The 17,743-nt window shown below is 73.3% G+C and carries 20 protein-coding genes; 7 read left to right on the forward strand and 13 right to left on the reverse strand.

Going from position 1 to position 17,743, the window contains the following annotated elements:
• Positions 1–13: 13 nt before the first annotated feature.
• On the forward strand, positions 14–640 hold the full coding sequence (locus tag ACFY8W_RS34795) for a hypothetical protein (protein ID WP_391114309.1): 627 nt from the start codon (positions 14–16) through the stop codon (positions 638–640).
• A gap of 52 nt (positions 641–692) precedes the next feature.
• On the opposite strand, the gene ACFY8W_RS34800 is transcribed toward ACFY8W_RS34795, so the two are convergent.
• From ACFY8W_RS34800 to ACFY8W_RS34815, 4 genes are all read right to left on the reverse strand, one after another.
• A complete protein-coding gene (locus tag ACFY8W_RS34800; RefSeq protein WP_391114312.1) occupies positions 693–1,826 on the reverse strand; it encodes a M24 family metallopeptidase in 1,134 nt (377 codons plus the stop codon).
• A 321-nt stretch (positions 1,827–2,147) separates the two neighbouring features.
• On the reverse strand, positions 2,148–3,107 hold the full coding sequence (locus ACFY8W_RS34805; protein WP_391114315.1) for a hypothetical protein: 960 nt from the start codon (positions 3,105–3,107) through the stop codon (positions 2,148–2,150).
• A 53-nt stretch (positions 3,108–3,160) separates the two neighbouring features.
• Positions 3,161–4,243: a LysR family transcriptional regulator gene (locus tag ACFY8W_RS34810; protein WP_391114317.1), complete on the reverse strand. Its 1,083-nt coding sequence runs from the start codon at positions 4,241–4,243 to the stop codon at positions 3,161–3,163.
• Positions 4,244–4,260: 17 nt separating this feature from the next.
• Positions 4,261–4,860, reverse strand: a complete 600-nt coding sequence (locus ACFY8W_RS34815) for a tetratricopeptide repeat protein (protein ID WP_391114319.1) — start codon at positions 4,858–4,860, stop codon at positions 4,261–4,263.
• 97 nt (positions 4,861–4,957) lie between these two features.
• On the opposite strand from ACFY8W_RS34815, the gene ACFY8W_RS34820 reads away from it, so the two are divergent.
• Positions 4,958–5,773, forward strand: a complete 816-nt coding sequence (locus tag ACFY8W_RS34820; RefSeq protein WP_391114322.1) for a hypothetical protein — start codon at positions 4,958–4,960, stop codon at positions 5,771–5,773.
• Here ACFY8W_RS34820 and ACFY8W_RS34825 read toward each other — a convergent pair.
• Complete coding sequence (locus ACFY8W_RS34825; RefSeq protein WP_391114324.1) at positions 5,739–6,308, reverse strand: isochorismatase family protein; 570 nt, start codon at positions 6,306–6,308, stop codon at positions 5,739–5,741. The two genes, ACFY8W_RS34820 and ACFY8W_RS34825, sit on opposite strands and share 35 nt — an antisense overlap.
• A gap of 38 nt (positions 6,309–6,346) precedes the next feature.
• A complete protein-coding gene (locus ACFY8W_RS34830; protein WP_391114327.1) occupies positions 6,347–6,982 on the reverse strand; it encodes a nucleoside/nucleotide kinase family protein in 636 nt (211 codons plus the stop codon).
• Positions 6,983–7,061: 79 nt separating this feature from the next.
• Between ACFY8W_RS34830 and ACFY8W_RS34835 the strand changes: the two genes are divergently transcribed.
• Positions 7,062–7,496: a VOC family protein gene (locus ACFY8W_RS34835; protein ID WP_391114329.1), complete on the forward strand. Its 435-nt coding sequence runs from the start codon at positions 7,062–7,064 to the stop codon at positions 7,494–7,496.
• Between the two features lie 87 nt (positions 7,497–7,583).
• Positions 7,584–7,937 (forward strand): hypothetical protein, encoded by a 354-nt coding sequence (locus tag ACFY8W_RS34840; protein ID WP_391114332.1) that lies wholly within the window; start codon positions 7,584–7,586, stop codon positions 7,935–7,937.
• Between the two features lie 206 nt (positions 7,938–8,143).
• On the opposite strand, the gene ACFY8W_RS34845 is transcribed toward ACFY8W_RS34840, so the two are convergent.
• The 3 genes from ACFY8W_RS34845 to ACFY8W_RS34855 all read right to left on the reverse strand — a co-directional run bounded on the left by ACFY8W_RS34845 (position 8,144) and on the right by ACFY8W_RS34855 (position 10,791).
• Positions 8,144–9,535, reverse strand: coding sequence for a hypothetical protein (locus tag ACFY8W_RS34845; protein ID WP_391114334.1), 1,392 nt, complete (start codon positions 9,533–9,535; stop codon positions 8,144–8,146).
• Positions 9,532–9,888: a hypothetical protein gene (locus tag ACFY8W_RS34850; protein WP_391114336.1), complete on the reverse strand. Its 357-nt coding sequence runs from the start codon at positions 9,886–9,888 to the stop codon at positions 9,532–9,534. The genes ACFY8W_RS34845 and ACFY8W_RS34850 overlap by 4 nt, the downstream gene beginning before the upstream one ends.
• A gap of 147 nt (positions 9,889–10,035) precedes the next feature.
• The gene (locus tag ACFY8W_RS34855) at positions 10,036–10,791 is read right to left on the reverse strand and encodes an NAD(P)H-binding protein (RefSeq protein ID WP_391114339.1); all 756 of its coding nucleotides are present in this window, start codon (positions 10,789–10,791) and stop codon (positions 10,036–10,038) included.
• Between the two features lie 337 nt (positions 10,792–11,128).
• Here ACFY8W_RS34855 and ACFY8W_RS34860 point away from each other — a divergent pair, with 337 nt between their 5' ends.
• Positions 11,129–11,878, forward strand: coding sequence for a methyltransferase domain-containing protein (locus ACFY8W_RS34860; protein ID WP_391114342.1), 750 nt, complete (start codon positions 11,129–11,131; stop codon positions 11,876–11,878).
• A gap of 131 nt (positions 11,879–12,009) precedes the next feature.
• Positions 12,010–13,329 carry a hypothetical protein gene (locus ACFY8W_RS34865; RefSeq protein ID WP_391114344.1) on the forward strand — a complete coding sequence of 440 codons (1,320 nt, stop codon included), beginning with the start codon at positions 12,010–12,012 and terminating at the stop codon, positions 13,327–13,329.
• Between the two features lie 227 nt (positions 13,330–13,556).
• On the opposite strand, the gene ACFY8W_RS34870 is transcribed toward ACFY8W_RS34865, so the two are convergent.
• A complete protein-coding gene (locus ACFY8W_RS34870) occupies positions 13,557–13,943 on the reverse strand; it encodes a DoxX family protein (RefSeq protein ID WP_391114347.1) in 387 nt (128 codons plus the stop codon).
• A gap of 94 nt (positions 13,944–14,037) precedes the next feature.
• Here ACFY8W_RS34870 and sigJ point away from each other — a divergent pair, with 94 nt between their 5' ends.
• Positions 14,038–15,021: an RNA polymerase sigma factor SigJ gene (sigJ, locus tag ACFY8W_RS34875; RefSeq protein ID WP_391114350.1), complete on the forward strand. Its 984-nt coding sequence runs from the start codon at positions 14,038–14,040 to the stop codon at positions 15,019–15,021.
• A 22-nt stretch (positions 15,022–15,043) separates the two neighbouring features.
• On the opposite strand, the gene ACFY8W_RS34880 is transcribed toward sigJ, so the two are convergent.
• The 3 genes from ACFY8W_RS34880 to ACFY8W_RS34890 all read right to left on the reverse strand — a co-directional run bounded on the left by ACFY8W_RS34880 (position 15,044) and on the right by ACFY8W_RS34890 (position 17,730).
• Entirely contained in the window at positions 15,044–15,580 is a 537-nt protein-coding gene (locus ACFY8W_RS34880) for a GNAT family N-acetyltransferase (RefSeq protein WP_391114353.1), read from the reverse strand.
• Between the two features lie 18 nt (positions 15,581–15,598).
• Positions 15,599–16,291: a DUF4232 domain-containing protein gene (locus ACFY8W_RS34885; RefSeq protein WP_391114356.1), complete on the reverse strand. Its 693-nt coding sequence runs from the start codon at positions 16,289–16,291 to the stop codon at positions 15,599–15,601.
• A 137-nt stretch (positions 16,292–16,428) separates the two neighbouring features.
• Entirely contained in the window at positions 16,429–17,730 is a 1,302-nt protein-coding gene (locus ACFY8W_RS34890) for a cytochrome P450 (RefSeq protein WP_391114359.1), read from the reverse strand.
• Between the last annotated feature and the right edge of the window lie 13 nt (positions 17,731–17,743).

The following is a 17,743-nucleotide window of genomic DNA, read 5'->3' on the forward strand; positions in this document are numbered from 1 at the left end:
GAGGGGGCGCTGCATGTCCGTGTTGGGTCGCGAACCGTCGGCACCGTCGGACTGGGCCGTCAAGCGGTTCGGTCGGCATGCCGGCGCGATCGCCGCTGCGGTTCCGCTGCAACTGGCCAAGGCGCACGCCAAGGCTCATGCGGCGCACACGGCGGCGGGGCTGAAGAAGTGGAGCCCCTACGGTGTCGCTCTCGCAGGAGCTGTGCGCGAGGGGCTGGCAGATGCGGCGCGGGAGCTGGGGGAGTCCGTGCGGGACGTACGGGGATACGAGTACGCCGTGATCAACGAGCACGCGCTCTTCCCCTTCAGGTACGCGGACAAGCCGCGCCCCCTCGACCGCGCGCGGCTGCCTGCCAACGCGTCGCCCACCCGCCGGCGGCTGATCCGAGCACACGGGCCGCAGCCGCCCGAGGCACTCTTCGAGGTCGACGCCGACCTGGCGACGGATGAGTACCTGGGGCTGCACGAGACGTTCGAGGAGCTGGGGGCCTCCACAAGGCTCGTCTGCGTGTTCTTCACGGCCGATCCGGAGAACGGCGTCCACGTCATTCACTGGGGAGAGGCCCACCTGGAACCGGATCGCACGTTCACCTGGCCTGCTCGGGAGCAGCTCCCCGTCGCCGCGTTGCCGATCGAGTGACACGGCCGCTCCGACACCAGCCGGCCCAGCGGTCGAGGTGACCGGGCAGGCGTCACTCCACGATCGCCAGCTCGCGCGGGGTGTTGTTGAAGCGGTGGCCCGTGCCGGCCTCCGTCAGGGTCACGATGTCCTCGATGCGGACGCCGAAGCGGCCCGGGAGGTACACGCCCGGCTCGATCGAGAAGCACATGCCCGGGACGATCGGGCGGGCCTCGCCCTCGATCATGTACGGGGGTTCGTGGGTGGTGACGCCGATGCCGTGGCCGGTGCGGTGGATGAAGTACTCGCCGTAGCCCGCGTCCGTGATGACCTTGCGGGCCGCGCGGTCCACGTCCTGGCAGGCGGCCCCGGTGCGTACGGCCTCGAAGCCGGCCTGCTGGGCCTCGCGGACGAGGTCGTGGACGCGGCGCTCCTCGTCCGTCGGCTCGCCCACGTGGACGGTGCGGGTGGTGTCGGAGCCGTAGCCGTGCTTGAGGCCGCCGAAGTCGAGGACGACCATGTCGCCGTGCTCGATGGTGCGGTCACCGGCCTCGTGGTGCGGGTTGGCGCCGTTGGGGCCCGAGCCGACGACCGTGAAGTCGACCTGGGAGTGGCCGAAGTCCATGAGCAGTGCGGCCAGGTCGGCGGCCACCTCGGTCTCCTTGCGGCCGGCGAAGCGGACCTTCAGGATCTCGCCGTACGCCTGGTCGGCGGCGGCTCCGGCTGCGGCGATCCGGGCCAGTTCGTGCTCGTCCTTGACGGCGCGGAGCATCGGCAGTGCCTCGGTGAGGGAGACGTACGAGGTGCCGGGCAGCGTCTGCTGGAGGCCGAGCAGGTGCATGGCCCAGGCGTTGTCGCTGACGCCGAAGCGGCCGTCGATGTCGAGCAGCGGAGCCGTGACGGCGTACGGGTCCTTGCCGTCGGTCCAGTCGCGCAGGGTGAGCGCTGCGGCGCCCGGGGCCTTCTCCGCGTCCGGCGCCTCCAAGGTGGGGACGACGAGGACCGGGTCCTGGCCCGGGGCGATCACCAGCACGGTGAGCCGTTCGGTGATCGCGGTGGGCTGGTAGCCAGTGAGGTAGACCAGGTCGGGGCCCGGCGCGACCAGGACGCCGGCCAGCCCCGCCTCCGCGGCGGAGTCGGCCGCGCGGGCCATCCGGGCCCGGTAGTCGTCGGCGGTGAAGGCTGCGGGCGCGGTGCTCTCGGACATGGTGGTCTCCTCGTCGACGTACAGCATCCTGATCCTGCCGGGCGCGGGCGGGTGCCGCGACCGGGCGGAGAGGGTCTCGGCCCGGGTCTCGGATCCGGTCTCCGATCGGGTCTCGGACCGCGGCTCGGCTCGGGTCCGGGTTCGGGTCTGGGCGCGCGTCTCGGCTCTGGTCGGGGTCCGGGTCTGGGCGCGCGTCTCGGCTCGGGTCTCGGCCAGCGGCTCGGCCCGTGCCCCGGCTCGGGTCTCGGACCGCGGCTCGGCTCACGGCCCGGCTCGGGTCTCGGGCCGCGTCTCGGCCCCCGGCTCGGCTCGGCTCTGGTTTCAGCCCTGGTCCGGGTTCCGGACGATCAGGCGTTCGAGGAGGGCCTGGAACTCGTCGCCGACGACGATCCGCAGCTGGCCGTCCTCCTCGGCGTGCTCGCTAAGCTGGGTGAGCGTCCCGGCCCGCCACCAGAAGACGTACGGGCTGATCGCTCCGGGCGTGTCCTCGTAGCCGGAGGCGGCGAATGAGGCCATGGCACCGAGCGCCGGCACGATCGTGGTGTCCCTGATGGCGTGGAAGGCGAGCTGGTGCCGGAAGGGCATGGCGACCAGGGCGCCGTCCTCGCCGAGTGGGCGTCCGGTCACGCGGCGGACGACGGCGTCGAGGTCGAGGACCCGGCTCGCGGTGTAGAAGGAGTCGCCGAGGATGACCTCGAAGCGCATCCCGTCGGCGTCCTTGACGGTCTCGTGGCCCTCGACGGGCAGTCCGCGCAGGTTGTCGATGGCCCGCTCGCGCAGCCGTACGGGGTCGCCGAGGCGTTCCAGTGCCTCGTCGGTGAGTGTCATGACGCTTTCCGGCAGGTCGAGCGCGAGGACCTCGTAGAGGCCGGGCGCGACGGTCCGCGCGTACCCGAACGTGCCGGGGTCGATGCCCTCGCCACTGACGACCCGCGGGTAGAGCTGGGCGCGGATCTGTTCGGGCGGCAGCGTGTCGAGAGCGGAGGGCCCCTCCAGGGCGCGGACCACCAGCCGTACGTGACGGTCGATCAGCCGGGGCCAGATGCGGGTGCCGCGCGGGTCCTGGTGACAGACGGCGGCGAGGTTGCCGAGGCCGAAGCGCCGGCCGGCGTCGTCGGTCACGGATTCGGCGTAGACGGTGACCTCGAGCCCCAGCTCGGCGAAGGCCTCGCGGACCTGCCTCCGGAAGAGCGCGGCCTCGCGCTCGGAGAAGTACGTGAACTCGGGGTCCCGCGGCGCGTCCTCGTGGTCACGCCTGGGCCCTCGCCGGAACCACCCCACGTCGTCCCGCCTTTCGTCGCCGTTCCCGCCGTTTCGGTCCCTGCGTGGCCAGATTAGCGACCGGCCGCCGTACGGGTGCCGAGTCTCCTGGTCAACTCGGCTGCGGGCCCGCTCGGTTCGCGTCCGCCGTGCAGCAGCTCGGTGCGGTGGACCAGGCGTGGCGCGGCGAGCGGGACGAAGGCGGCACCGGGGACCCCGAGGCCCGCGGCGGAGGCGGGCAGGAGGGCGAGGCCGTGTCCCGCGGCGGCCAGCGCGGTGAGGGTGCGGGCGTCGGTGCCCTCGTAGCGCAGGGCGGTGCGGAAGCCGCGCCCGGCGGGGCCGCCGTGGGCGGCGCGCAGCCGGTCGAGCGGGAAGCCGGCGTCGGGGGCGTCGAGCCAGCGGGCGTCGGCCAGGTCGGCGAGGTCGAGGCCGGGGTGGGTGGGGTGGGTGGGGTGGGTGGGATGGAAGGGAGGTTCGGGAACTCCCGGGACTCCGAGGACTCCTGGTACTCCCGCTGCTCCTGGTACTCCCGCTGCTCCTGGTACTCCTGGTACTCCGAAGGCTCCTGGTATTCCGGGGGCTCCAGCGCCTCCGGTTGCTCCCGGGGCTCCTGAACTGCCTGGTCGGTCTGCCAGCGGATGGCCGGCGGGCAGGACCACGACCAGGTGTTCCTCTGCGACCGGCCGGGCGGTGAGCGGGGCGACATCAGGGAGCCGCAGTGGGTCGCTGGGTGCCGCGAGGCCGTCGACCAGGCCGAGGTCTGCGGCACCGGTGGCGACGGCGGCCGGCACCTCGTCGCGCGGCAGGGTGCGCAAGGTGACCCCGGTGGCCGGCAGGGCGGCGAGCACGCGCGGGTGGAGCGCGAGCGGCGCCGCGGCGAGCGTGAGCGTCTCGCGCGGCGGGGCGGCGAACCGGGCGAGGTCGGTGCGGGCCGCGTCGAGCCGCAGCAGCAGCGAACCGGCGTGTTCGAGCAGCCGCTCGCCGGCCGGCGTGGGTGCGACGGGCCGGCGGCTGAGCAGCGGCATGCCGAGGTCGGCCTCGAGCGCGGCGACGTGCTGGGAGACGGCCGACTGGGTGTAGCCGAGTTCCCGGGCCGCCGCGGAGAAGGAGGCGAGCCGGGCCACGGAGACGTACGTACGGAGCAGGTGCGGGTCCACCGGTGGAGCCGGCCCTCTCAGGAGCCCTGCCGCGTCTTCAGCAGGTCCTTGGCGTAGTGGGCGAGGGACCGGTTGTAGCGGGGCAGCAGCGGGGCGAGGGCGCCGAGCGCGAGGGACGCGGCCTCGCGCTCGCGGCCGGTGTCGGCGAGGGCGAGGGCGAGGAACGCGTCGACGGCGGCGGTCAGGGCGGTCTCGTCCGCGTCGAGCCGGTCGGCGGGGATCGCCCGTTCCTCGGTGAGGAGTTCGACGCTGACGTCGGGGCGGCCCAGGTTGCGCAGGCTGCTGGCGAGCTGGATGACGGCGCGGCGGCGGCGCAGCCCCGTGAGGCCGCCGTCGAGGGCCCGCCGGTAAAGGCGCACGGCCTGTTCCGGCTCTCCGGTGGAGTCGTGGGCGGCGCCCTGCTCGAAGAGGGCGACGGGGTCGTTCTCGGGCCGCTCGGCGGCGAGTTCGGCGATCCGCGCGCGGAAGCCGGCCGGGTCGGTCTCGTACGCGTCCGGCTCGGCCCAGAGGGCGGCGAGGCGCTGCTCCCAGCCGTTGGTGTCGTTGGCGTCGTTGGTGCCGCCGTTGCCGCCGGTGCTGCTGGCGCTGCCGTTGTCGCCGCTGTCGGTGGAGGTCATGCCCCACAGCCTATCGAGGTCGAGATAAGTGATCGTGATGGACGATGCAGTGTTCATCGTTGGACGTGAACGGCCGGAGCCGCCCAGGATGGTCGCCATGAACGAGCACACCACTCACCGTTCCCCCGTCACCTCCCCAGTCACCCACGTCCCGCGGATCGCCCTGGTCGGCGACCGTTCCCCGCACGTGAAGTCCCACGTCCGCATCCCGATGCTGCTCGACGCGCTGGCGGAGCGGGACGGGCTGGTCCTCGACGCGTACTGGATCCGCAGCGGCGACGCGGAGGCGCCGGGCGCGGTCGAGGGCTTCGACGCCGTGTGGCTGCTGCCGGGCAGCCCGTACGCGAGCGAGGCGGGCGCGCTGGCCGCGATCCGCACGGCGCGCGAGGGCGGGATCCCGTTCCTCGGGACCTGCGCGGGCTTCCAGCACGCGCTGCTCGAGTTCGCGCGGAACGTCTGCGGTCTGGAGCGTGCGGCGCACGCCGAGAACGACCCGGCTGCGGACGAGGCGGACCTGCTGCTCGCACCGCTCGCCTGCTCGCTGGTGGGTCACGAGGGCGGGGTACGGGTGACGACCGGCTCCCTCGCGGAGTCGGTCCTGGGCGCCGAGCTGACGACCGAGCGCTACCACTGCAACTACGGCCCCGACAGCCGCCATCTGGACACGCTGGAGGCGCACGGCCTGCGGTTCACGGGCGCGGACGAGGACGGCCAGGTGCGGATCGCGGAACTGCCCGGCCACCCGTTCTTCCTGGCGACCCTCTTCCAGCCGGAACTGGCGGGCGACGGCACCCGGCCGCACCCGGTCGTCCGGGCCCTGGCGCGTGCGGCGGTCACGCGGGCGGACGTCGCGCGAGCCGGTGTCACGCGGGCCGGTGTCACGCGGGCGGACGTCGCGCCCTCGGCGGCCTGAAGTCCACGTCGGCGCCCGGCAGTACGCGGATGCTGCGGCCGGGGAAGTCCAGGTTGCGGAAGATCTCGTTGTGGTGGGCGACGGACGCGTCGGGCTCGGCGTAGGGGCCACCGCCCGCCTCCCGTACGGACGTGGTGTGGCCGTCGGCGACGAGGACGAGGTCGTAGCGGCGGCTGAGGGCCTGGCGGGCGGTGGTGTCGACGCAGATCTCGGTGGCGAAGCCGGTGACCAGGAGCTCGGTGGTGCCGAGCGCCGTGAGCGTGGCGTCGAGGCCGGTGTCGAGGAAGCTGTCGGCGCTGGTCTTGGAGATGACCGACTCGCCGTCGTCGGGGGCGAGTTCGGGCACGACGCGCCAGCCGTCGGTGCCGGGTTCGAGGCCGTTGCCGTGGTGCTGGACGGTGATGACGGGAACGCCGGCGGCGCGGGCGCGGGCCTGGAGCCCGGCGATGACGGCGACGGTCTCGCGGGCCCGGTGGGCGATCGCGGCGAGGGCGTTCTGCATGTCGATGACGAGGAGCGCCGGCGCGTGCTTCATGGCGCACACGCTAGCCGCCCCGCGGCCGGCGGCGCCTCTCAGTCCATCCGTACGACGAGATGGGCGCGGTCCCGGCCGGGCGCCACGAGGCGGGCGTTGCTCTCGTCGGACCCGGCGACCCAGCGCTCGGCGTGGGCCTGCTCCTTGCCGAAGCGGACGTGCCGCGCGACCAGCCGGGGCACGCGGCGCCGGTCGTCCAGGTCCAGGTACCAGGCCTCGTCGAGGAGGGGACGGACGGCGGCCCACTGGCCCTCGTCGTGGAGCAGGTAGTTCCCCTCCGTGATCACGAGCGGGACCTCGGGCGGCACGGGTATCGCCCCGGCGACCGGCTCTTCGAGGCCGCGGTCGAAGGCGGGCGCGTAGACGGTGACGCCGGGTTCGGCGGCGCGCAGCCGCGCGAGCAGGGCGGTGTAGCCGGCGGCGTCGAAGGTGTCGGGCGCGCCTTTCCGCCCGGCGCGCCCGAGGCGTTCCAGCTCGGCCTGGGCGAGGTGGAAGCCGTCCATGGGCACGAGCGCGGCGAGCCCGTCGAGCCGCGCGACGAGCCGCGCGGCCAGCGTCGACTTCCCGGCGCCGGGAGGCCCGGCGATCCCGAGCACCCGCCGCCGCCCGTCCGCCACGAGCCCCCGCGCCCGCCCGACGAGCCGCTCCACTTCCCGCGCGTCCATGCGGGGCATTCTCCCACCGGGAGGGCGGGCCCGGCAGGTCGCCGCGCGTCCGTTGGCGCCGCTTCGTCATACGTATTACCTTGATCTCATGTCCACCACTCCCCCGCCCCGGCCCACCGAGCCCGCGCCTCCGGCGCTCCCCGCGCTCGCGCTCGTCACCCTCGTCGTCCGCGACTACGACGAGGCCGTCGACTTCTACACCCGCGCCCTCGGCTTCGAGCTCGTCGAGGACACCGACCGGGGCGACGGCAGTCGCTGGGTGGTCGTGCGGCCGCGGGGCGGGCACGGGACGGGGCTGCTGCTGGCGCGGGCCAAGGGCGACGCCCAGGCGGCGGCTGTCGGGGCGCAGACCGGGGGGCGGGTCGGGTTCTTCCTGCACACCGACGACTTCGGCCGCGACCACGCCCGGATGACCGCCGCCGGCGTGCGCTTCCTGGAGGAGCCGCGCCACGAGCCGTACGGCTCGGTCGCCGTCTTCGAGGATCTCTACGGCAACCGCTGGGACCTGCTCCAGCCCGCCTGACCCGCCTGAAATCCCGTGGCCCCGGCCCCGGGGCCACGGATACGGTCACGGCTCCACCCTCCGTACTCACGGCAAGAGAGCGAAGCCATGACCAGCCGCCGCGCGACCACCACCCTCTGGCGACCCACGGGTCCCCAGGAGCTGGAGCTCGTGCGCGCGTCGGCGTGGCGGGCCTGGCCACCGCGGCTGCCGGAGCAGCCGATCTTCTACCCGGTCCTCAACGAGGACTACGCGATCCGGATCGCCCGGGACTGGAACGTGAAGCACAGCGGCGTCGGCTACGTGACCCGCTTCGAGGTCGACACCGCCTTCCTGGCCCGCTATCCGGTCCGGCAGGCCGGCGGCAGGACGATCCTGGAGCTGTGGGTGCCCGCGGAGGAGCTGGACGAGTTCAACGCGCACATCGTCGGCACGATCGACGTCGTCCACGAGTTCCGCTAGGCGGACACCACGCGGCGCCGCGACCCCGGCGCCGCGCCCCGTGGACACCACCGGCGACACACCAGACGGTCGCCAATCCGCGGACAGCACCCGGCGTACGCGGTGGCGGCGCCCACCGCAGGGCAACCGTGTCACGGCAGCCGGTCGGCGAAGGCCGGCCCGGGCGTCGCCGCGCCCGGACGGCTCATGGGCCGTTCAGTGACGGCTCATGATCCGTTCAGTGCCTGCCTCACCTCGTCCTGGGTTCTCGCGAACCGGCCTCCGTACGCCTGCGCCTCCTCGCTCCGCCAGTTCGGGCCGCCGTTGTAGCGGGCCGCCAGTTCCCGGTACTGCTCGGGCGTCATCTGTTCCGGCGGCACCAGGGCGAACTCGCTCTCCGCCTTCAACTGCGCCAGGTACTCGGCCGCGATGTAGATGTTGGTGCCCGGGTTCTGGGTGGCGCGCTCGATCTCCGCCCGCTGGGTCTCCGTCAGGTTCTGCGGGTCGTAGCCGAGGACCTCGGCCGAACGCCGGATCTGGATGGCGATCGGCCCCATCGAGGTGGTGTCCGCGTCCCCGCTCCTCCCCATCTGCTCCGCCGCCCACTGGATCCAGGGACTGAAGTGCTCCTGGTACTGCCGGTAGGTGTCGACGAGGTCGTCCACGATCTTCGGAGCGCCCTCGACCTCCTGCCAGGCGATGCCGGCCAGCACGTCCGGCGGGATGCCGGTGAAGGCGGCGGCGTCCAGCAGATAGCCCCGGTTGGCTTCGATCCACTCGCGGCGCGCGGCGTCGGAGTCGGACGGCAACCACTTGTTGTGGTCCTTGGCCGACGGCAGCCCCAGCCCCTCGATCCGGGCCCGGATCTCCGCCAGCTTCGGGGACACCTTGTCGGTGCCCGGGAGCGAGGAGATGTCCTCCGCCTTCGGCCCGGTGCCCGCCAGCTGGACGCGGGGGTCCAGCCGGGCCTGCGCGGCCTCGGCGGCGAAGGAGGGCATCCCCGCGAGCAGGGTCGCCGGGTCGGGGACCGCGCCCCGGTAGACGGGAACGGACGTCCGCGCCTGTCCCAGGTCGGCGACGCAGACCGCCCGCGCCTCCCGCTCGATCCGCTCGGCGTCGCCGTACGCCTGCCGGGTCTGCGCGTAGTAGCTCTCCGCCTCGTCCCGTATGGAGTCCACGTCGGCGGTGAACTCGGCGATCGTGTCGAGGATTCCGGTCCGTTTCCGCAGGTCCTCCCACTGCCGCAGCGGCTCCGCCCGGCGCGCCCGGTCGGTGGCGGCCTCGGCGACCCGGGCCATCGTCTGCGAGAGCAGCCCCTCGGTGTGCCGGCCGTCCTCGTACCGCCGCTTCGCCGCGGCCACGCCGTCGGAGTACGTCACCAGCGCCTGCCAGGCCGTCTTGTACGCGCTCAGGAGCGAGACGAGCAGGTCGTGGGCCTCGTCGAGCCGTTGCCCGTAGCGCTCCGCCGCCTTGCTGTCCCAGCCGCTGCCGGACGCCTCGAACATCCCGCCGTCCACGGAGGCGATCAGCAGGTGCATCCGGCGGAACTCCTCCCCGTTCTGCTCGATCAGGGCCGGATTGCACAGCTCCAGGAACTCCACGTCCTCCCGGTACGTCACTGGGCCGGCCTCCATCTCTCGGGGGCGGGAACGTACGTGCCGAAGTCCAGGAGCGCGTCCAGCGCGGCCCTGGTCTGGAGGTCGACCTCGACGTAGGCGCCCTTGGCGACCCGGAGTTTGGTGGAGAGGGCGGCGATCAGCGAGACCGCCCTGAGGAACTGCTCGCGGCTGTCGCGCGCGAAGAACTCCACGGCGTGCCCGACCTCGTAGTGGGCCCTCGGCTTGCGGGCCAGGACCGAGAGTTCTCCGTCGGGCCTGCCTTCGTGGAGCAGGACTGCGATCTCGAAGAGGAGGTGCGAACTTCTGTCGAGCGAGGCGGGCTGAACCCCGTATCCCTCACCGTCGATTGTCATGTTTCCCCCAAGCAGACAGTCCCCCGAGCATAGGGCCGCGACCCACGCCCGCATCAGGGTGCGAACGGCGCACGAAGGCCGGGGGCCGGGCGTCCCTCTGCACGCCGACCCCCGTGCCGAACGGCGCCCGGCAGAGCCGGGGAGCGGTCAGGGAGTCGAGCGCGTCGCCAGGAAGTCCTCGAACGAGCCCCGTCCCACCGCCCGGCCGGGCGTCAGGTGGCCGCCCTCACGGAAGCCCGCGAAGGCCTTGCCCGGCAGGCGGACGGGCAGGAGGAGTCGGCGGCGGCCGGTCGTGGTCAGGTAGGTGCGGGCCAGGTCGGTGAAGGTGCGGACCTCGGGGCCGCCCATGTCCGGGACGCGGCCCGCGGGCTCGCCGGCGGCCAGCTCGCACAGCCGGTCGGCGACCTCCGCCACCTCGATCGGCTGGTCGGACATCCCGGACGGCACCGGCATCACCGGCATCTTCGCCAGGGTCTCCAGGATCCGGAGGACCAGGTCGTGGAACTGGGTGGTGCGCAGGACCGTCCAGCCGAGACCCGACTCCTCGACGATCCGCTCGACGCCGAGCTTCGCCCGGTAGTACGGGAGCGGCACCCGGTCGACGCCGACGATCGAGATGTACACCAGGTGCCGCACCCCGGCCCTGCGGGCCGCCTCGACGAGCACGTGCGCCGCCTTCTCGTCCCCGCCGCCCGGCGTGGACGCGCAGTGCACGACGGTGTCCACGCCGTCCAGGGCTGCGTCGAGCACCCGCCCGCCCTTGCGCAGGTCGACGGCGTACGGCTGGGTGCGCCGGCTCAGCACCCGCACCTGGTGCCCGTCCGCGCGCAGTCGCTCGCTGACGAGCCGGCCGAGGGTGCCGGTGCCGCCGGTCACCAGGATCGTGGTCGGGGTCGTGGTCATCGTGTGATCGCCTCTTCTCTCTCGCACCGTCGCGCAGTTCACGTCCTTGCGCAGTACGCGTCCTTGCGCAGTACGCGTCGTCGCGCAGTACGCGTCGTCGCGTCCTCGCGCAGTTCGCGTCCTCGTGCAGTTCGTGTCCTCGCGCCGTCATGCAGTCCGCGTCGTGGACTCGCCTCGTCGTGAAAGGGGACGGGTGCGACAGCCCGAACTGTGACATCGCCACGAGCGTGCCCCGGATCTTCGTGCCTTCTGCCAGTACGGGCGTCCCCCGCGCCACGTAGAGACTGCCGACACGAGTCGGACACGGCACGACGACCGAACACGGGGAGGCGGCACCATGAGCGTGCAGCAGTACGACGAGATCGGTGAGGCGTTCGAGGGCTTCAACTCCCTGCCACTGACACAGTACGGAGAGGTGCCGAGCTTCCTCGCGATGGTCGGGAACGTGCGCGGCAAGTCGGTGCTCGACCTGGCGTCCGGCACCGGCTTCTACAGCCGGGAGTTCAAGAGGCGCGGCGCCACGGAGGTGTTCGGCGTCGACATCTCCGGCGAAATGGTGGCCGCGGCACGGGCGTTCGAGCAGGAGGTGCCGCTCGGCATCACCTACGCGGTGGGCGACGTCGCCGAACTTCCGACGCTCGACCGGGCGTTCGACATCGCCCTCGCCGTCCAGTGTCTCAACTACGCGCCTGACGTCGCCGCCATGGAGCGGATGTGCCGCAACGTGCACGAGAACCTGAAGCCCGGCGGCGAGTTCTTCGTCTTCGCCCAGTCGCCCGACTTCCGTTTCGACGGGCCGCCGTTGGACAAGTACGGCTTCCGCTGCGAGCCGACCGGCGAGGCGATCGAGACCGGACCGCGCGTGCGGATCACGGCCCTCCTCGACCCGCCGATCTCGTTCGTCGGCGCCGCGCCGCGCCGCGAGGTGTACGAACACAGCCTGCGCACGGCCGGGTTCACGGATCTGACCTGGGTCCCGCTGACCATCTCCGAGGCCGGCGTGCGCGCGTTCGGCGAGGAATTCTGGGCGGACTTCCACGGCAACCCGCCCCTGGAGATGCTGCGCTGCCGCCGCGCCGCCGCCTGACGGCCCGACCTTGCGGACCCTGCGGTCGCGGGCCGGCGGAGCGGCCCGCCCCGTAGGCCGGGCGGCTCGCGGTCGGCCACCCGGTACTCGGGGGCGGGGGCCATGTCGGACCGTACCGGTAGCGTGCCCGCATGGCTGACGACGATCTGACCGCCCGCATGGCGGAGCCTGACTTCTGGCCCCTGTACCTCTTCGACGACCAGGCGTTGGAGGCGTACGAGGAGGAACGGCAGGGCGAGGAGGAGGACGAGGAAGGAGAGGGAGGAGAGGGCGAGGAGGCGGAGGACGAGGTCTTCCGGGCGGAGTTCCTGCTGGACCACGGCCTCGGGCTGCGGCTCGAGTTCGAACCGGGCGTGAGCTACGTCGACCTGGCCGTCGTGTCGCCGGAGTCCGCGGAGCCCGAGACCGTGGGCTGGGACGACATGGCGCACTTCCACCCCCACGTCATGACCTGGCCGGAACTCGACCTGCTGTGCCGCGCGGCGGCCCTGCACGACCCGGGGCTGCGGCATCCGGGCCCGATGCTGGCGTTGCTGCTGCGCTTCGCCTTCCTCTCCGAGGACGAGGACCTGGATGCGATCACCCCGCTGACGGACGCCGCCTTCGCCGCGGTGCGGCCCACGGGGGCGAGCGGCGGTGCGGTCTCCGGAACGGTGGGCGTGCGGGAGGAAACGCGGGACTGGTTCGACCTGCGGGATCTTCGCGGCGCGGGCGTCGAGTGGTCGGTCCGCCCCGACGGCTGCCGGGCGGTGACGCAGCACGACCGGGACGAGGTGCCGCTGTACTCCCTGCGGGAGCCCGCATCGGACGACTTCCCCTTCACGACGTGGTCCAGGCTGCTGGTTCGCGCGGCGGAGCTGCTGGACGCCGTACGGTCGGACCCCGCCGTCCACACCGCCGAGGTCCAGGAAGCACTCGACCGCTGCGCCGGACCGGACGGCCACCGGCATCTCGGCCCGCTCTCCGATGCGCTGTCCGAAGCGGGCTTCACCGGGAGCGTCCTGATGCGCGCGGTGTCCGAGCCGGTCGCGCCGGCGGAAGCGGCTTGGGCCGTGGAGGCCCTGGCGGGGCTGGAGCAGGGCGAGCTGACGGCCGCCTGGTTCGGCCGCAGCCCGCTGGCCGGCAGTCGTTCATGGCAGCTGTCCCTCACCCTGCCTGCCGCTGGGCGTCCGTGGCGCTTCGCTCAGGAGGTCGCCGAGGAACTCTCCACCGCGCTCCGGGAAGCCGGTCTGGGCCGCGCGGAGATCGACGGCAGCACATCCGTACAGGGCGAGCATGGCGAGTACGTCCGTCACGCCGACCACCTCGACGTGCTGGTCCGTGACGACCTGCCGCGCGGTGTGCGCGTCGTCTCGCAGGTGCTGCACCGCCATCAGGCGGCGGCGACAGCCGTACTCAAACACGCCGAGAAGCCGTACGCGGACATCCCTCTCGTTGTTCCGTCGACCTGACGGGCGGGCACCACCTCGAAAGGAAAGGTGACGCGAAGGCGGCTCGCCGAGCGGCGCGAAGCCGGGCGCCTTGTGCCGGGCGGAGGCCGGCGCCGCGTTGCCCGCCCGGCCCGGTCAGCCCGGCCGGCTCCCCCGCCACCGCCTCCGCCCCGCCTCCGGGGCCGTCCCCGCCACCAGGGCCGCCCCCGGCACCGGGCCGCCCGGCCGCCCGGGTCGGAGTCCCGTCCTCACCCGGTGAAGGACTCCGGCCCGAAGCGGCCCCACGCCACGAAGAGCAGCAGGACCAGGTACGCCAGGTCCACGACCACCAGCGTGAACTCCCGTCGGCGCAGCCGTACGACCGCCGCTCCGACCATGACCAGCGCGAGCCCGGTCGCGGCCACCGGTACGAGGCCCGGTGCGACGTCCAGCACGGCGGGGAGGATCAGGCCAAGCGCGCCCAGCACCTCCAGGGCGCCGATGCCCTTGATGCTCGCCGCGGTGAAATCCTCCACCCACGCCGAGGCGGCGCCGTGGGAGGCTATCTTCTCCTTCGTCATGATCAGCTTCAGAGCGCCGCCGGCGGCGAAGGCGGTGGCGAGCAGTCCGGTCACGATCCACAGCGCGATGTTCATGGGAGTTCACTCTCTTCCGGAGCCGTTGTCGCCCTTACAGACAGAGCGGCCCCGCGCGCTGTGACAGATCGGGCCCCGAGGTGAGGAAAAAGTGGTGGAGACGCAGGACGACACTGCCGTGGTGGCGGTGGCCGCGGGATACCGGCCGCTGCTGTTCTCCCTCGCGTACGGCATGACCGGCTCGGTCGGCGACGCCGAGGACATCGTCCAGGACGCCTTCCTCGGCATGACCCGCGCCCACAACGCGGGCACGGCCATCGCCGCGCCCAAGGCGTATCTGACGACGGCCGTGACCCGCCTCGGCATCAACCACCTCGGCTCGGCCCGTGTCCGTCGCGAGACGTACGTGGGCGACTGGCTGCCCGAGCCGGTCGTCGTGCCCGCCGACGGGCCGGACGGCCCGGGACCGGCCGAGCACGCCGAGCTGGCCGACACGCTCTCGATGGCGTTCCTCGTGCTCCTCGAAGCGCTGTCACCCGTCGAACGTGCCGTGTTCGTGCTGCGCGAGGTCTTCGGCCACGACTACGCGGACATCGCCCGCATCACCGACAAGAGCGAGGCGAACTGCCGCCAGATCTTCGCCCGCGCCCGCCGTCGCATCCCGGCTGACGCCGAGGCCCGCGCCCGGACCGGGGCCGGGGCCCACGAGGGCTCGGCGCTCTCCCGTGAACGACGTGCCGAGGGTGCCGAGCTCGCCCGCCGTTTCTTCACCGCCGCCCAGGGCGGCGACCTCGACGCGCTGCTCGGCATGCTCGCGCCCGACGTCGTCTTCCACGGCGACGGCGGCGGCAAGGCCCAGGCCATCAGCCGTACGGTGCGCGAGGCCGGGCAGGCCGCCCGGATGCTGCTCGGCGGCTTCCGCCGCATCCGCTCGCTCGGCGCGACCCTCCGGGCCGCCTGGATCAACGGCAACCCGGGCGCGGTCCTCTACGACGCCGAGGACCGCGTCCTCAGCGTCATCGAACTCCACCTCGTCGACGGCGAGATCCGGACGATCCACTCCCTCACCAACCCCGACAAGCTCACGCACCTGGGGCCGGTCTCCGACCAGGGCCTCCTGCCCGGCCGCACCACGTGATCCCAGGAGCGCCGCGCGCCGCCTACGAGGACAGCACGCCGAACCACTGCTCGGCGCCGTACTCCTCGAACCTCTCCGCCTCCGCGAACCCCAGCTTCGCCGCGAGCCGCATCGCGCGGTCGTTGGCGAGCCGGGTGGAGAGCACCAGCGGCTCGCCGGGACGCGCGGCGGCGAACCAGTCGAGCACCGCCGCGCACGCCTCGGCGGCGTACCCGTGTCCCCACGCCACCGGCAGGAACATGTAGCCGAGTTCGAACTCCCCGCCCTCCGGGCGGACGTGCCCGGGACGCCCGGGGTCGCGCCGGTCGAGCGTGATCATGCCGATCATCGCTCCGTCGAGCTCGACCACGAAGAGGCCTGGGCGCCGCCCGGGGACCTCGGGCATCGCCTGCTGGAGCTCGTCACGCGGTCGGGCGCCGCCTATGTGGGTGCCGACCTCCGGCGAGGCGAACAGCTCGACGAACGCCGCGCGGTCCCGGGCCTCGGACTCGCGGAGCACGAGCCGTTCGGTCTTCAGCGGGGCGGGCGGCCAGGCGGTGAGGGGTCCGGGTTCGGTCATGGCGGGCAACCTATCCCGTCACTTGGACATGATGAAGTCCAGGGCGGCGCCCTCGGCAGTCGTCCAGTACGTGACGAGCTGGCCGTCGTCCGCGTACAGCGTCGGGACGGGCATGGGCACGTCGACCGGCTTGCCCGCCTTGGTGCCGGGCTTGCGGCCCTGGAGGGTCAGGGTGATGCTGCGCGCCTCGTACTCGTCCCTCTTGCCGCCGGCGACGAGGAGAGCGGCATAGGCCTCCTCGCCCGGAGCGATCGTGACGGGCCTGCCCGGGTCCGGGTCGCTGTCCTTGATCACGGGGACCGTGGTCCGGGCGTCCGCGCCGAGCCGCACGTACGGGTAGGCGTGGAGGTTGCAGGACGCGTCGCCGGCGTTCTGGACGGTGATGAGGAGGTGCCTGGACTCCTTGCTGTCCGCGGGCTCCTTGACGGCGGAGACCCCGAGGTCCGCCACGGCGCAGTCGGCGACGGCGCCGCTCCCGCCACCGCTGCCGGTCGGCTTCGCCGAGGCCGTCGCGCTCGGCCCGGCCGAACCGGTCGCGCTCGGCGGCGCGCTCGTGGGGCCCGTCGGGCTCGTCGCGCTCGGCCGGTCCGAGGGCTTCCCCTCGCCCGCGCCCTCCGACCCGCCCGATCCGTTCGGTCCGCACGCCGTGGCCGTGAGCAGCCCGGCGACCACCGCGGCGCCGACTGCGTAGGACTTCCAGCCAGTGTTCATGTCCACTTCCCCCGTGGTCGAACTGCTTGTCGAGCAGAGTGTGCACGCGGAAGCGCCAGGACATGCCCGTCGTACGGGGCTGTTACCAAGGACGTACAAGGACGCGGCGGTTCCGGGGTCCATGGCCCGGAAAGGCGCTAGGTGACCGCGTGGCCGGCGCGGCCCGCCGCGCGGACCACCGCCGTCAGGGGGCCGTCCGGGCGCAGTGTGGCGGCGAAGACCGGGGCGGGAGCGGGGACGAGCAACTCCGGTACGTAGGAGGGGAGTACCGCCTCCAGCAGGGTCTCCATCTCCAGCAGGGAGAACTGGCGTCCCAGGCAGACCCGGGGACCGAGCCCGAAGGGCAGGTGCGTGTCGTGCGCCGGGCGGTCGCCGCCGAGGAACCGGGTCGGGTCGAAGGTGTCGGGGTCGGGGACGCGCTCCGGGTCGCGCTGGGTGAGGTACGGGCAGGCCAGGACGCGTGTTCCGGACTCGATGTCCACGGTGCCGAGCGGGCCGTCGGTCGCGGCGTGGCGGGGCAGGAGCCAGACGGGCGGGTAGAGCCGCAGGGTCTCGGAGACGAGGGCCTGGAGGGCCCGGCCGCGTTCCCGGGAGCCCGCCGGGCCGCTGTCGAGTGCCCAGGCGCGCCACCGCGGGTGCCGGTCGAGCAGGAGGTGGAGCCAGGTGAGGGCGGTGGCCGTGGTCTCGTACCCGGCCACGACCAGGGTGACGAGTTCGTCGCGGACCAGTCCGTCGGGGTAGGGGCCGCTCTCGTCGGCGAGGGCCGGGTCGAGCAGGTCGTGCAGGATGCCCCGGGGTGCGCCTGGTCCCGAGCCGAGTTCCCGTCGTGCCGCCGCGATCACCTCGCGGGCTACCTCCTCGATGTCGGCGAGCCGGTCCGCGAGGACGGAGTCCGTGGCGGGGTCGGTCCCCATCGTCGGGAGGGCGGCCACGACGTCGTCGATCGTGGCCAGCCTGCGCGCCGTCGTCCCGTCGAGCTCCCGGCCGGTCAGCACGCGCCAGATCGCGTCCAGGGCGAAGGAGCGCATGTCCTCGCCGATGTCCGTGGTCGCGCCGTCCTCGGCCGCGAGCGCGGCCCACCGGTCGGCGGTCCGGCGGGCGGCCGCGGTGAGGTGCGGGAGGCTGTCCCGGAGTCCGGCTCCACTGAAGTAGCCCTGGAGTCGGCGGCGTTGGCGCTTCCACCGGTCCCCCGAGACCGAGATGAGACCGTCGCCGAGGAGCACGCGGGCACGGTGCGAGTGCTTGGTGAAGCGTGCGGAGCCGTCGACGAGCAGGGCGCGGACCATCTCGGCCCCGGTGACCAGCACGACGCTCTGCCCGTCGAGTTCGAGGCGGGCGACCGGCCCGAGGCGCTGCGCCGACCCGAGCCGTTCGACGAAGGTGGGGGCTGGTTCGGGGGCCGGGCCGTCGGGTCGGGGTGGTACCCGGGTTGCGCGCAACGGAGCTCCGCGA

Source organism: Streptomyces sp. NPDC012637 (genome assembly GCF_042954805.1).
Taxonomy (GTDB): domain Bacteria; phylum Actinomycetota; class Actinomycetes; order Streptomycetales; family Streptomycetaceae; genus Streptomyces.